The 14,728-nt window shown below is 40.9% G+C and carries 12 protein-coding genes; 3 read left to right on the top strand and 9 right to left on the bottom strand.

What is annotated here, in order from left to right:
• Positions 1–22: 22 nt before the first annotated feature.
• The 3 genes from ACH3Z1_RS00065 to ACH3Z1_RS00075 all read right to left on the bottom strand — a co-directional run bounded on the left by ACH3Z1_RS00065 (position 23) and on the right by ACH3Z1_RS00075 (position 3,035).
• Positions 23–760, bottom strand: coding sequence for a shikimate dehydrogenase family protein (locus tag ACH3Z1_RS00065; protein WP_490819760.1), 738 nt, complete (start codon positions 758–760; stop codon positions 23–25).
• A gap of 1 nt (position 761) precedes the next feature.
• Positions 762–1,526, bottom strand: coding sequence for a phosphosulfolactate synthase (locus tag ACH3Z1_RS00070; protein ID WP_490819762.1), 765 nt, complete (start codon positions 1,524–1,526; stop codon positions 762–764).
• A gap of 87 nt (positions 1,527–1,613) precedes the next feature.
• The gene (locus ACH3Z1_RS00075; RefSeq protein ID WP_490819763.1) at positions 1,614–3,035 is read right to left on the bottom strand and encodes a tetratricopeptide repeat protein; all 1,422 of its coding nucleotides are present in this window, start codon (positions 3,033–3,035) and stop codon (positions 1,614–1,616) included.
• A 133-nt stretch (positions 3,036–3,168) separates the two neighbouring features.
• Between ACH3Z1_RS00075 and ACH3Z1_RS00080 the strand changes: the two genes are divergently transcribed.
• Positions 3,169–3,525, top strand: a complete 357-nt coding sequence (locus ACH3Z1_RS00080; protein ID WP_490819764.1) for a hypothetical protein — start codon at positions 3,169–3,171, stop codon at positions 3,523–3,525.
• Between the two features lie 39 nt (positions 3,526–3,564).
• Here the strand turns inward: ACH3Z1_RS00080 and ACH3Z1_RS00085 are convergent, their stop codons facing one another.
• Together ACH3Z1_RS00085 and yidC are read right to left on the bottom strand one after the other, a co-directional pair.
• Positions 3,565–4,197, bottom strand: a complete 633-nt coding sequence (locus tag ACH3Z1_RS00085; protein WP_490819765.1) for a hypothetical protein — start codon at positions 4,195–4,197, stop codon at positions 3,565–3,567.
• 101 nt (positions 4,198–4,298) lie between these two features.
• Entirely contained in the window at positions 4,299–6,146 is a 1,848-nt protein-coding gene (gene yidC, locus ACH3Z1_RS00090) for a membrane protein insertase YidC (RefSeq protein WP_490819766.1), read from the bottom strand.
• A 194-nt stretch (positions 6,147–6,340) separates the two neighbouring features.
• Between yidC and ACH3Z1_RS00095 the strand changes: the two genes are divergently transcribed.
• On the top strand, positions 6,341–7,540 hold the full coding sequence (locus tag ACH3Z1_RS00095) for a DUF4407 domain-containing protein (protein ID WP_490819767.1): 1,200 nt from the start codon (positions 6,341–6,343) through the stop codon (positions 7,538–7,540).
• Between the two features lie 109 nt (positions 7,541–7,649).
• Here ACH3Z1_RS00095 and ACH3Z1_RS00100 read toward each other — a convergent pair whose 3' ends face one another.
• Together ACH3Z1_RS00100 and pyrG are read right to left on the bottom strand one after the other, a co-directional pair.
• A complete protein-coding gene (locus tag ACH3Z1_RS00100; RefSeq protein WP_490819768.1) occupies positions 7,650–9,842 on the bottom strand; it encodes a S9 family peptidase in 2,193 nt (730 codons plus the stop codon).
• 106 nt (positions 9,843–9,948) lie between these two features.
• A complete protein-coding gene (gene pyrG, locus ACH3Z1_RS00105) occupies positions 9,949–11,595 on the bottom strand; it encodes a CTP synthase (protein WP_490819769.1) in 1,647 nt (548 codons plus the stop codon).
• Between the two features lie 299 nt (positions 11,596–11,894).
• On the opposite strand from pyrG, the gene ACH3Z1_RS00110 reads away from it, so the two are divergent.
• Positions 11,895–12,776 (top strand): dienelactone hydrolase family protein, encoded by an 882-nt coding sequence (locus tag ACH3Z1_RS00110; RefSeq protein ID WP_490819770.1) that lies wholly within the window; start codon positions 11,895–11,897, stop codon positions 12,774–12,776.
• Positions 12,777–12,864: 88 nt separating this feature from the next.
• Here ACH3Z1_RS00110 and proC read toward each other — a convergent pair whose 3' ends face one another.
• Both proC and rfaD read right to left on the bottom strand, forming a co-directional pair.
• On the bottom strand, positions 12,865–13,665 hold the full coding sequence (proC, locus tag ACH3Z1_RS00115) for a pyrroline-5-carboxylate reductase (protein ID WP_490819771.1): 801 nt from the start codon (positions 13,663–13,665) through the stop codon (positions 12,865–12,867).
• A gap of 64 nt (positions 13,666–13,729) precedes the next feature.
• On the bottom strand, positions 13,730–14,728 hold the full coding sequence (gene rfaD, locus ACH3Z1_RS00120; RefSeq protein WP_490819772.1) for an ADP-glyceromanno-heptose 6-epimerase: 999 nt from the start codon (positions 14,726–14,728) through the stop codon (positions 13,730–13,732).

Below are 14,728 nucleotides of genomic sequence, written 5' to 3' on the forward strand. Positions count from 1 at the left end.
GAAGTTGAGTATTCGACATTCATTATTTTCCCCCGTTCCAGATACGCCAGCTTTCTTCTGCCTGTATCAGCAGCATTTCTGCACCGTTTTGCGTGCTGGCTCCTGCAGCTTTTGCCTTTTGTAAAAACAATGTTTCAGCAGGGTTATAAATCAGGTCGAAACAATGGTGCTGGTTATTGATCCATTGATAAGGAATGGAAGGATATTCATTAACCATCGGTGACATACCAAGCGGTGTAGTATTAATGATCAGTGTATGTGTCTGCATTGTTGTTTCATCAAGGTCTTCGTATGCAAGTGATGTAGCCGATCTTTTTCTCGATACATATTGAAAGGGAATGGCCCGCTGATTAAATACATACGCAACAGCAGCGGCTGCTCCGCCGGTTCCCAGAATCAGCGCACGACGATGATGGTCTTTCAGGTATGGCAAAAGAGATTGCTCAAAACCCACTACATCTGTATTATAGCCGATGAGCTGCCCATTTTCAATTTTCACACAGTTGCAAGCACCCATTGCTTTAACAACAGGCGAAGATGATGACAAAAATGCCAGCACTTCTTTTTTATACGGAATGGTTACATTGAAACCACAGAGATCAAGCTTCTGCGCTAATATCGTTTTCAGTTCATCAATCTGCGGAATTGAGTAATTCTCATACACAGCCTCTTCAATTGATTCCTTGGCAAATTTTTCCGAGAAATATCGCTGTGAAAAAGAATGACTGAGCGGGTACCCGATGAGACCGTAGCGTTTCATCTTATGCTTTATTGAGGTACAACTCAAAAGTATCACCACGCAAACCAATACGCATGGCTTCGAGGGCCAGTATTTCGTGTGGTGCGATATTTCCGAGGTTTACATTACAGCCAATTAATTCAAGAAAATATAATTGTTGTGCTTTCTGAGGTGCTTCCCAGATAATTTTTTCTTCAGGTATCTGTGTCAGGATTTCCTGTACAAGTCCTTCACGTACTTCACCACTTCCACGATAGATACCAACGTTACCGGCTTCACGTGCTTCTGCAATGACATAAGATGAACCAGCTTCAAGTTCTGCACGCATCAATTCAATCCATTTGTATGGAGGAATAATATGTGCAGCATCTTTACTACCTACTTCACTTAATACAGTGCCATATTTGGTTAGTTTTTCAATATAGCCACACTTCTCTGCATGCGGAATACTGATGGATCCATCACTCACTTCCATATAATGAATACCGTAATCTTTACATACGCTGATATAATCATCAAACTGGTTACGGATCAGAAAGGCTTCAAATAAAGTACCGCCAAAATAAATGGGAATATTATACGACTGGTAGGTTTCTATTTTCTGACGCAGGTTTGGTGTAACAAATGAAGTACCAAAACCCAGTTTTACAATGTCTACATGCGGACCGCCCACACTCATGAAATTATGGACTTCGTTAATACTAAGTCCCTTATCCATTACCATTGTTAATCCGGAAACACGAGGTTGTTCTGTTCTGACAGGAATCTGAGAAAGGTTAAAATTCATGTAGGTTGTTTTACGCACGCAAAAATAAGTTAATCAGCGCATTTTGCGGGCTGCCTTTTCATGAATATGGGTAAAGGGTGGATTTGTTTATATTTTTTTCCCTTTTTTGTAACGTGCTACAATATCTACCACCTGGTTATTCTGAAGAATGGAAGGATTCAGTTCAATAAATTTTTTCACCAGTCTTGGTGCTTTTTCCATGCCTTCTTCCAGTTTCAACAATGCTTCTTTTGTTTTTCCCATCATAAAAAGCATGGCACTCTGGTAAAAAAGAAATATTGGCTTACCATCTGTTGCTTTTAAAGCTGCCTGGCACTGTTCAACTGCTTCTTCATGAAACCCTGCTTTAATGAGGCAACGGATCAAAGCTTCCCAGCCTGCTACATTCTTTGTTTTATAACGTACTACTGTACCAAAATACTGGATGGCATCCTTATACTGATGCAGGTTCATTTTACATTCGCCCATGGCCAGGTTGTACTCGGGTATGGACCGATGAATACGCATGGCGTTCTCCAGTTGCTTTATAGCACTACCCCACTGTTCTTCGAGCATATAGGTAACAGCTATCTTGTAATGCAGTTTACTATCGTCGGGATTGAGGTGTACCGCTTTTTTATAATGAAAACGTGCCTGCGCATAATTACCCATCCGGTGGTAACAATGGCCAATGGCTTCATAGATCACGTCTTCGGGGCGGGTAAGCTCCAGTACTTTTTCCAATACTTCAATTGCTTCCTTGTATTTACGTAGCCTCAGATAGGCATCGCCCATGTTGCGGTAGGCATAATCAAATTTTTCATCTATCGCAACAGCATACTGGTAAGCATCGATGGCTTTTTCATAGAGTTTAAGCCCCTGGTAAGCTGCTGCCAGGTTAAACCATGCCAGTTCGCTGAATGGCTGGTCTTCGATGATTTGCTGGTGTAAACGGATACTCTCTTCATTACGGCCTGTAAAATCGGTCCAAAAACAGATTTTATATAAAGCTTCTTCGTTGGAAGGATCTTCTTCCAGTATGAGTTTCAGGCAATCAAATACTTTATCGAATTCCTCGTAATCATCGTACACATCGGCCAGCTCGAACAACAAATCGAGCCTTTCCTCCCCTTCAAACATCTCGAGGGCTGCTTCAAGCAAGGCTACAGCCTTGGGTTGCTGGTCCAGGGCCAGATATGCATCTGTTTTTAATATGTAGAGGTTAATATCACTGCTGTCGAACAATTCTGCATTTTCGAGCACGTCCAGCGCTTCCTTGTATTTGCGGGATGCCAGCAAGAGGTCGGCCTTTTTGATCATCAGTTGAGAGGAGTACGGGTACTGCTCCAAGCCCGTTTCAGCGGCTTCAAGTGCTTCATTGATATCGTCTTTCTCATCGTAATAATCTATAATACGTTCGAAAGCATCTTCCTCAATAAAGCTGTGTTGACGACCTTGTTTAAGATTTTGATACTGTTGGAGGAGTTCTTTGAGGGCTTCTCTGTCTTCGCGGTACGGATTGTCTCTCATCTTCAATGGGTTTACCTAAAATAGAGTAAAAAAACTTTTTTTGCAAGTTTTCCGTAACTTTTTTTACAACTAAACGTTAAGTTAATATTGTGCGAATTCTTTTTTTATTAAATATTTTTTTACCTTTGTCCAAATGACAGTCCGTAAACATACCTTAAAACTAGCTGTAGTTGCCCTCTTTGTACTGGGTACTCAACTGGCTTTTGCCGCGTTTACATTTACGGGCATCACCGAGAAAAAAGCAAAAGAAAGCACTTATAGCCTGAAAAACATGCACCATCTTTCAGCTAAAGCGGTTTCTTATTCTTCGCTTAAATACTCTCTGCACCTGAAAAATGGTTCTCAAACCATGACCCAGCAGTCTACTAAAAATGGTATTGAAATAACTTCTTTACTGCGCTACAACAATGGTAATACCTCTTATGTATACCCTTACAAATTCAAAGTAAAGGTTCCGAAGTTTAAAACGCCTGCTCCTGCCCAGCGTTAAAAAAATATGCTCCCTTAGACCCTAACTTTTCTTGTGTCTTTAGTTTAGTATTCTATATCCGCTTGTGGGTATATCAAATCTTGATGCCGCTACAGGGTTAAAATTAATTTGTGCCGCTGTATACTTTATTTTTTTACCATCCCCCTCTGTTGCTTCATATTCCAATACAAAACCCGGCACATCTTTAAACTGGTATTCAAATTCTTTTACCGATGGGGCAATATTACCTGCATAGAATACGGTAAGCGAAGTCCCATCTGTTAGTTCAAGTAACAATTTCTTGCACTCATACCCAAGGATCACTTTTGTCTCATCACTTTTTACCATTTTCATATTTACATACCGAGTGTGTTCCGAAACCCATTTAGCCTGATCGAGTTTTGTCATAAACTTATTGGCACCAATACTTCGAAGTATGGTGGCAGTAGCAGCGTTTTTGTTATAAATAACAGATTGTGAGAAAGAAGGACTCATAAGATCTGTTCTGCTGTTTACCCCTTTTATGTACACTGTTTTAGTAGTTGCTTTCAGTGTTGCGGCTGTTTCTGTATCAACACTGTTATCGTCCAGTGTAATATTGTATACAACAGTGCACTCAGCTACCACCCGCTGTTGCGCTATTGTTGATCCCACAAAAAATATCAGTGTGGTGAGTATCATTAGTTTTTTCATACAACCTATTTGTATAAACATATGGAATTCCGTGCCAATGTTAATAAAAAAGCCCCGCAACAGGTGCAGGGCTTTCAAAAAATGATCATTTAACAAAACGACTACTTATTTCGTTTCTGGTTTTTTTCCTTCAGATCCTGCAATTTTTTCTGGCTTTCCATCATTTGTTCATAACGTTCCTGCCATTTGCTCTTCTTTTTTGGTGCTTTTCTCTTCTCATCGATCTTGGCCAGAATCTGGTCGTGATTAATAATATAATTCTGGATCACAAACTGTAAACCAAGGGTTACCAGGTTCGATACAGTATAGTACCAGGTTAACGCCGAAGGAAGCCTGTTAAAGATGAACAATAACATGAATGGGAAGATATAGGGCATGTACTTCAACATAGGGTTATCCTGTGTAGGTGTCATGCTCATATTATAAATGGAGATCAGGAAGCTGGTTACCACAGCGGTAATGGTAAACAAACTGATATGATCGCCAAAACCCAATGGAATAGAAAATGGCAGGGTTGCAATTACATCATATGATGACAGGTCATCGCTCCACAAGAAAGATTGTCCACGCAGTGAAATATTTGCATTAAAGAAACTATACAATGCAAAGAAGATCGGAATCTGTAATAAGGCCGGTATACATCCCCCTAAAGGATTCACCCCTGCTTCGCGGAACAATTTCATTTGTTCCATCGCAAAACCTTGTTTGTCATCTCCAAACTTTCCTTTTAAAATATCCAGTTCAGGTCTTAAAGCTTTCATTTTGGCGCCACTCAAATAACTGCTGTATGTAAGTGGAGAGGTAACAAGACGGATAAATAATGTCAACAATAATACCACCCATCCAAAATTGGTGACAAACCCGGCAAAGAAATCGAATACCGGCATGATGATGTATTTGTTAATAGGACGCACAAAAGAATACATATCTCTTCCTAGGTTCACGATGCGGTCCATTTCAGGTGCCTGCTTTTTCAGTATCTCATAATCGCTCGGACCATAATACAATTGAAATGGCGCCGTTACAGATGCTGCAACCGGTAATTTCATCTGCAAATTCGTTTCAGCAGTAGCCAGTGAATGAGTTGAATCTGTTTTACGCTGCCAATTCACTTGTCCATTCGCAAAGCCGTTCTTTGCGATAACCGTGCTGTTAAAAAACTGCTGTACCACACTTACCCACTGCACAGACTCTTCAAATTTCTTTTCATTATTGGCTGAGATATAATCAAACTCATTGGCTTCAGAGAAACAGATATTCGACATTTGGCGCTCATATTCGGCAGAACGCTCAAGCTGTGAAGTTTCGATATTCCACTTCATATTCAGTAAACCCTGGCTCAATAATTTATCGGCTCCTGTTAACGAAACATTCCAGTCGATCATATATGCATCAGGAAGAATGCTGTACTGGTGCACTACCTGCTGACCATTGTTTGCTGAGAGTGTAAATGTTACTACCTGCGATCCATCTGCTTTAAGAACAGGTGTGGCGGCTGTAAAGAATAAATCTGTAGTACTCGCCGACTGGTTGGCACCTGTATTAATGGTATATCCAAGATTTGCCTTATCGGAAAGCATAACAGCACTGCTGTCAGGCTTCTTATAATTTTTGAGTTCTACCAATTTTACCTGACCACCTTTGCTGGTAAAAACCACTTTCATCAGCTTGTTCTCTACAGTAATCAAAGATTCTGTTCCGATAGCTGCTGTTGTAAAATCACCAGCCAGTGTAGTTCTGCTGACAGAATCTCTTTTCAATGAATCCAACTGCATGGTGGCACTATCTACTACGGGTCGTTTTGCTGCATTCACACGGGCGAGTGAATCCTCCTGCTTTTTCTTGATTTCCAGTATGGCAGATTGTTGCTTATTACTGTACCAGAAATACAAAAAGAACAAAACACCCAGTAAAACAAAGCCAATGACCGTATTCTTGTCCGTCTTCATACTATTTTTTATTGAGGGGCAAAGGTAATATTTGCGGGGAAGATTAGTGCGCTAAGTTTCCCCGCGTTAAAATAGACACAAAAAGGGCCAAAATATTACAAAAACCACAAAATGATCGTTTCTTTATCCTCTCTCAACTCAACCACAGACAGGGATTCCCGACTTCTACCTATTTCACGATTCAAACCCTTTTTATGCTGGAAAAAACGCAAACCCTTTCCGATAGGGAGCCGAATGCCCCTACCCGATGGCAGGAATTTCTATGGTGGTTGGCCACTGCCGAAAAAGAACTGCTCCAAAACTGTGTCATCGACCGAAACCGCTATGCCATTGTTGGTATGACTGTTATGGGTACCTGGCTTTTTGCCACCCTGGCCTGGACCTATTTTTTCTCTACCGTAACCAATTCTCTGATAGCTTCTGTGCTACTGGGTATTTTTATGGGTGGAATTATACTATCAATAGACAGGGCCCTGATCAAAGGAATTTCAAGAAACAACAAGAAGAAAGCTGTTCCATTGCTTTTCCGTACTGTACTGGCCTTAACCATTGGATTATTTATGGCCCAGCCTGCTTTGTTATACCTTTTCGACAAAGAGATAAAAGTTCAGGTCTCCATCGACAATGAACAAAGAAAAAAAGAAAAAAGAGCCAGCCAGGATTCTGTTTATGCGTCAGCCAAAAAAGAATTGACCGACCAGAAAACTGCATTACAATCACAACTCAATAACAGGTATGCTGAAGTAAGTGCCGCACGTAATAGTTTTATAAGTGAAACCGATGGCACAGGTGGAAGCAGGAAAATTGGATTAAAGAACATTGCAGAAGCCAAACAAAGAGAATACCAGCAACTCGATGCCAACTATAAAATCCTTGAAAGCCAGTCACAACCACAGATCAACCGAATAGACAGTCAATTAGTAACGCTTGAAAAAAACATTCAACTGGAACAGGCTAATTTTGAAGCATTGCTCAACAATGGTTTTATTACCCGTATTGAAGCATTGAACCACCTCGTTGATGACAATACTTCTGTTGCATTCAGGTATTATTTGCTGGTAGCCATTTTAATGCTGATTGAATTAATGCCCGTGATCGCCAAAACATTATTACCCGATGGCAGTTATGATGAAAAAGTAAGACTTCGTGAAGTGCTAGAAAAAGAATTAACGCAAAAAAACCATGAACGGGAGCTGGCTTTAAAAGAATTACATAACCAATCTGCATTTGAGCAGGATAGCCAATTCATTAAAGATGCACTGAAAGAAGCCGATACCGCACGGAAGCAAAATATGAAAGAATCGATCAGTACCTGGAAAAATGAAAGCACCGTTTCGCTCGACGAAACATGGAAAGACCTGAAAAGAGATATGTTGTTACAACAGGAAGAGTGAGGAGAATAAGAAATAAGGAATAGGAAATAAGGAATCAGAAAGTAGGTTTATATCAATAACTCACTTCCTCTGTTTCTTATTTCTTATTTCGTATTCCTTATTCTTTATTTCATCGTCCTCCCGGAGGACAATACTGTCTGAGAAAATTTGTGTACAGACGAGACAGATGCTGTGTAGTTCCTTTTCCTTCTGAAATACCGTGTGAACGGTTGGGATAACTCATCAGCTGAAACTGTTTACCCTGTGCCACCAGTTCATTGATCAGCATTTCAGCGTTGTTATAATGTACATTGTCATCACCTGTTCCGTGAATATACAGGAGGTTTCCTTTCAGATTTTTAGCGTAAGTAATAGGTGAACCATCCACAAAGTCTTTCAGGTTTTCCTGTGGTAGTCCCATGTATCTTTCCTGGTAAATATTATCATAGGTAAGCTGATTGGCTACTGCTGCAATAGATATTCCTGTTTTATAAATTTCAGGGTATTGAAAAAGCAGGTTCAGTGTGGCAGAGCCACCACCACTCCAGCCCCATACAGCTACGCGACTGGTATCGATATAACCCCATTTGAATATTTCCTTAGCTGCCATTGCCTGGTCGCGGATATTCAACAGGCCGACTTTACGATACACACTCTTTCGCCACTGTTTCCCTTTTGGCACAGGTGTTCCCCTGTTGTCTACTGTTATATAGATATACCCATCATCGGCCATATTACCCGCATAGAGTCGATTACTCCCAGAACCATACTGGTCTTTTGCATTTGCGCCGGCCGGCTCTGTGTATACAAAAAATACCACAGGATATTTCTTTGATGGATCAAACTGTTTGGGTTTTACCATCCAGCCATCCATCTCCACACCATCTACCGTTGTTACTTTAAAAAATTCTAGGTTTGATGCTGATTTGTTTGATTTAGCCAGTGCATCATTTACCTTATTGCCATCAATAGGTTTATGTCCGTCCAGCGCTACCCATTCTCTCGCATTGGGAGTATAATAATTCGAGAAACTATGCTGTGCATACGCACCTGTTGGTGATACAATATAATTATGCGTGCCGGGTTGATTGGCGGGTGTTAACCGTTCAGCAGTACCAGAACCATCGAGTCTTGTGCGATACAAATATTTCTGCGTAGCATTATCAGGTGAGGCGGCAAAATATACATACCCTGTTTTTTCATCAATGGCATGAAGGTCTATCACATCATAATTTCCTTTGGAGATCAGCGTTTCTGTTTTACCATCTACAGATACCCTGTATAAATGACGCCAACCATCTTTTTCCGAGGCCCATAAAAATTCCCTGCCATTGTTCAGCCAGTCCCATCCGCCATAATCATAATCGCTATCCCATTCACCAATGGTGCTGATCCAGGCTTCATCTGATTCACGATAAACAGATTTTGATGCACCCGTTACTATATCGCACAACATCAGATCGGTCTGGTTTTGTTTGCGGTTCATGTGCTGGATGATAAGCTGCTTTTCATTGCTCCATTCCATCCTTGGCACATAAGATTGTAATACAGGATCTGTTGGAATAGTCATCCATTTGTTCTGGCGGCTGTTTACATTTACTACCCCGATTTTATACGGTGATGGTGGTTCTCCTGCAGATGGATATTCAACAGGAACGGCAAATGAATAAATGGAATCAGTGGTATTAATCATCAGGTAATCCTTGGTAGCTTTGGCATCAATTTGCCAGAAGGCGATATGCTTGCTGTCGGGGCTCCACCTGAATCCGTCTCTGCAACCAAATTCTTCTTCGTATACCCAATCGAAAGTGCCGTTGATGAGTTTACGGTTACCATTTTGGGTGAGTGCGGTCATTGTGCCTGTTTTCAAATCTTCTGCGTATATATTGTATTCACTTACATAAGCCACTTTTTTACCATCAGGAGAAAATTTGGCAAACATGAGTGAAGAGGCTGGCCGTCCCTTACCCAGTTGTTTAAGCTTTTTACTATTCAGATCGAGTAACCAGTAATCCCCCCTTGTGTCGTAACGCCACACTTTTTTGCTGTTGGTATAAATTATAACCTGCTGGTTATCGGGAGAGAAGAAAAAGTTACGTACCGTTAGCGGCGAAGTGGTCCCTTCAGGTGTAAGTTGATTTTTTGCTACGATGGTTGCTTTGGTAAATCCCGGTAATTGTGTCAATACGATATTACCATCTTCTACCGCAAAATAACCTGTCCCATCTTTTGACCAGTGAATACCCCTTGGTGGTTGAGCCATGGAGACATTGGTGATAAAGAAAAACAAAAGGAAAAATATTCCCGAAGCAATTTTTCTCATGTGATGATTGAATTGATTAATTGCTGAAAAATACTGTTTTCAACTGATGCACACAAAAAGACCCGGTAAAACCGGGTCCTGAATAGTTCTATGTTGTTTTCCTGCGCTATTTCTCGCTTTGTAAACTTGTTTTTTTGAGTGCGCTTCTTTGCTCGTTGTATTTTTTTGATGCGCCAATAAAATGTACAAAAAGTGGTGCAGGGTTCTCCACCGTACTTTTTAATTCAGGATGGTATTGAACACCAATAAAGAATGGATGAGTAGGAATTTCCATAATTTCTACCAGACCCGTTTCCGGGTTACGGCCGCTGGCAATCATACCATTGGCTTCAAACTGGTCGAAATAATCATTATTGAATTCATAACGATGGCGGTGGCGTTCTGTAATATTTGTTTCCCCGTATATTTTATGCGCCAGACTTCCGGGTTTTATTTCACATGGGTAAGCTCCCAAACGCATGGTACCTCCCATCATCTTAATTTTCTTCTGCTCTTCCATCATATTAATAACCGCATTCGATGTAGAAGTATCCATTTCAGTTGAATGCGCATCACTCAATCCAAGTATATTTCTGGCAAACTCAATTACAGCCATCTGCATACCTAAACAGATACCAAAGAATGGTAAGCCTTTTTCACGGGCATATTGAACTGCTACAATCTTTCCTTCAATACCTCTGTGTCCGAAACCGGGTGCTACCAGCAAGCCATCCAGTCCTTCCAGTTTCTCTGCTACATTTTCGGGCGTAATATATTCACTGTGAACATTCACCACCTGTACTTTTACTTCATTGAGTGCGCCTGCATGTACAAAACTTTCCAGGATCGACTTATAAGCATCCTGTAGTTCAATGTATTTTCCAATGAGTCCTACAGTTACTTTCCCTTTTGGATATTTCAGTTTATCAATAAATCCTTTCCATTTATCGAGATTGGGTTCACTAAACTGTGTGATATTCAGTTTTTTCAAACAAATCAGGTCAAGTTTTTCGCGCAGCATCAACAGGGGTACTTCGTAAATGGTTGAAGCATCCATGGCTTCAATCACTGCCTCTGTTTTTACATTACAGAACAGGGCAATTTTACGCTTGATATCATCATTCAGTGGCTCTTCTGTTCTGCACACAATAATATCAGGATGAACACCGGTTTCACTCAGCATTTTTACGCTGTGCTGTGTAGGTTTTGTTTTCAGTTCTTTTGCCGCACGGAGGTAGGGAATCAATGTAAGATGAACCACCATTACATCTTCATCCGGCAGTTCCCACTGCAACTGTCGCACTGCTTCAATAAATGGTAAGCTTTCAATGTCACCAACTGTTCCACCGATCTCCGTAATAATGATATCGTATTTATTATCCTGACCAAGCAACAACATTCTTCGTTTGATTTCATCGGTAATATGTGGTACTACCTGTACGGTTTTACCCAGAAAATCGCCCGCTCTTTCTTTGTTGATAACGGTTTGGTAAATACGGCCTGTGGTAACGTTATTGGCCTGTGAGGTATAAATATTCAGGAAACGTTCGTAGTGACCAAGATCCAGATCGGTTTCTGCACCATCTTCTGTTACATAACATTCGCCATGTTCATATGGGTTAAGTGTGCCGGGGTCGACATTAATATAGGGATCAAATTTCTGGATGGTTGCCCTTAATCCTCTTGCCTGTAATAATTTGGCAAGCGATGCTGCGATAATTCCCTTTCCTAAACTACTCGTTACACCTCCGGTAACAAAAATGTACTTGGCCATGATATGCTGTTGTTTATACGTTTTTCGTCTGTTTGCCCATTTTATATTTCTATTGCACCTAATGAACCCAACTTACCAAAGCATAGGTATAACAATAAAAAACCGATACCTATTGTATTGATATACAACCAGATAACGGAAAAATATATTTGACCTTGTAAATGAGCAGTGAAAAAATTCAGAGGTCATACAAAGGTACAGCAAAAAAACTGATCTAAAAAAACGCCGGTCGGTGATTGAACGATTCCCGGCCGAATGTGTTAACTTGACGTGAACATCTTTATCCTCAAAAATTTGTTATGAAAAAATTAGTCATTCTTACATTGGCCGCATTTTGTACTGCAGCGTTCCTCGGGTACAGTTACAAAACCCCTGCTCCTGAACCGCTTACACCAGCCTGCTATGTAAGTTGTTTTACCACTGAAATCATGGACCAGTTTCAAGCAGAAGCTGCTACAACTTCCTTTGCCATGATGCATGATAATCCTCTAGCTTTTTCACTCGCTGATGCTGCCGGCAAACCAGTGAGTTTTAAAGCCGCCGACGGCAGTACTGCCATGGGTTATGAAATACGCAGTAAGAAGAAATCGAGTAAATGGTTGTTTGTGATACAGGAATGGTGGGGATTGAATGACTATATCAAAAGAGAAAGTGAGACCTTTTACAAAGACCTGGGTGAAGATGTGAATGTAATTGCCCTTGATTTATATGATGGCAAGATTGCATCCACAGCCGACAGTGCAATGAAACTGATTCAGTCTGCTAAAACTGAACGACTGGAAAGTATTATTAAGGGTGCTGTTGCTTATGCAGGCACTGACGCAAAAATTTTTACAGTGGGTTGGTGTTTTGGCGGTATGTGGAGTTTACAAAGCAGTTTACTTGCAGGTAAACAGGCCGCAGGTTGTGTGATGTATTATGGCCGCCCGGAAAATAATATTGAAAAACTAAAAAGTCTTAACTGTGATGTGATCGGTTTCTTTGGCAATAAGGATCGCAGCCCTTCACCTGAAACAGTCAATAAATTTGAGGCTGATATGCAGGCGGCAGGCAAAAAACTTACTACACATAAATACGACGCTGGTCATGGTTTCGCTAATCCCAGCAACCCCGTATTTAATAAAGAAGCAGCGGCAGATGCGCATAGCAAGGCAGTAGCATTTTTGAAAGAAAGACTTTAAAAGCAGAGGAATATTCAACAGAGGAACAGAGAAATGTCCAAATTAATTAACTCCACTTGGATATTTCTCTGTTCTTCTGTTTCTCTGTTTACATATCGTTCACAATCTTTTTATAACTTGTTACCACTCCGCGTATAAGCGATGAGCTAAAGCCCTGGTGTTCCATTTCGTTGAGGCCGGCGATGGTACAGCCTTTGGGTGTGGTTACCTTATCGATTTCCTGTTCGGGATGTGTGTTTTTCTGAAGCAATAATTCTGCTGCTCCTTTTACCGTTTGTGCCGCAATAAGAGATGCCGTTGCTGCACTGAATCCTATTTCAATACCACCCTGAATATTGGCTCTTATATATCGCATGGCGAATGCCGTTCCACAGGCGCCCAATACAGTTGCTGCATCCATCAGCTTTTCTTCAATAAAAACAGTTTTACCCAACTGGTTGAACAGGGCTGTTACATATGTTACCTGTTCTTCAGTTGCGCCCGATGCATAAATACAGGTCATACTTTCCTGTATAGCAATGGCAGTGTTGGGCATGGCACGAAAAACGTTTATGGCTTCTCCCACCACTTCACGGATATCTTTTACCCATGCACCTGTAACCACACTCACCAGTACATGTTTATCCGGATTGAGATATGGTTGTATCTGTTCAAGTACTTCTTTTAGCTGAAAGGGCTTAATAGCCAATAAAATCCAGTCGGCATACCGAACCGCTTCAATATTGTTATTACTCACCATTACTCCCTGTTGTTCCAGGTGTTTAAGTGTATCGATATTTCTTTTGGTAATAATGAGATGGGCGGGATGAATAAACCCACTCTTGATTAAACCTTCGGCCATAGCGGCACCCAGGTTACCGCCACCGATGATGGCTAATTTTTTGTTCATGACGATTGCTTTGCGGTGATGGTGAATGGCCGATGGTCCGTAGTCCATTCACTTCTCCTCAAATTTACCCTAAAGTTCTCAGATAATTTCTGACGTAATCGTCAACACCCGCTTCCAGTGACGTAAATGGAGCACTGTATCCAATACTGCGGAGTTTTTGCATATTGGCTTCAGTAAAATATTGGTATTTATCCCGAATATCTTCGGGCATATCTATATACTGTATCTCAGGGTTCAGATCAAGCCCGGAAAATGTGGCTTTTACAAGATCGATGAATGTTCGGGCATGGCCCGTACCAAGATTATACAACCCATTTTTGTCTATGGCCCATTGCCCATGAATCATGTTCTTCCTCATCCACTCTATCACATTCACGACATCTTTCACATACACAAAATCGCGTAACTGCTCCCCATCTTTAAAATCGGAGCGATGACTTTTAAAAAGTTTTACGTAGCCTACATTTTTAATCTGGTTAAAAGCATGCCAGATAACGCTTGCCATTCTTCCTTTGTGGTATTCATTCGGACCATATACATTAAAGAATTTAAGTCCGACCCAGTACGGTGGTGTATGTGTTTGTTGCAGCGCCCATTTATCAAACTCATTTTTACTGATACCATAGGGATTTAATGGCTGGAGTTTTTCAACCACTTCATGGTCATCATTATATCCGAGGTTCCCGTCACCATAGGTTGCAGCAGAGGATGCATAAATAAGTGGCACCTGTTTTTCAGTGCAGTATGTCCAGACAGATTTGGAGTATTCAACATTCAGCTCTTCATGAATGGAATAATCGAATTCTGTTGTATCTGTTCTGGCGCCTAAATGAATAATGCATTCAATGGTTGGCTCATGTAATGCTAACCAGTCGAACAGATTATACCGTTCAACAAGGTGTGCATAGCCTTTTTGTTCCCAGTTTCTTCTTTTTGCTTCCACACCAAAATCATCCACCAGTATCAGATTACGACAATCCAGTGTATTCAGGTGTTCTACCATACAGGAGCCAATAAAACCTGCGGCACCTGTAACAATAATATAAGAAGCATTTTCAGACAT

The organism is Sediminibacterium sp. FW305-C-49, assembly GCF_058231085.1.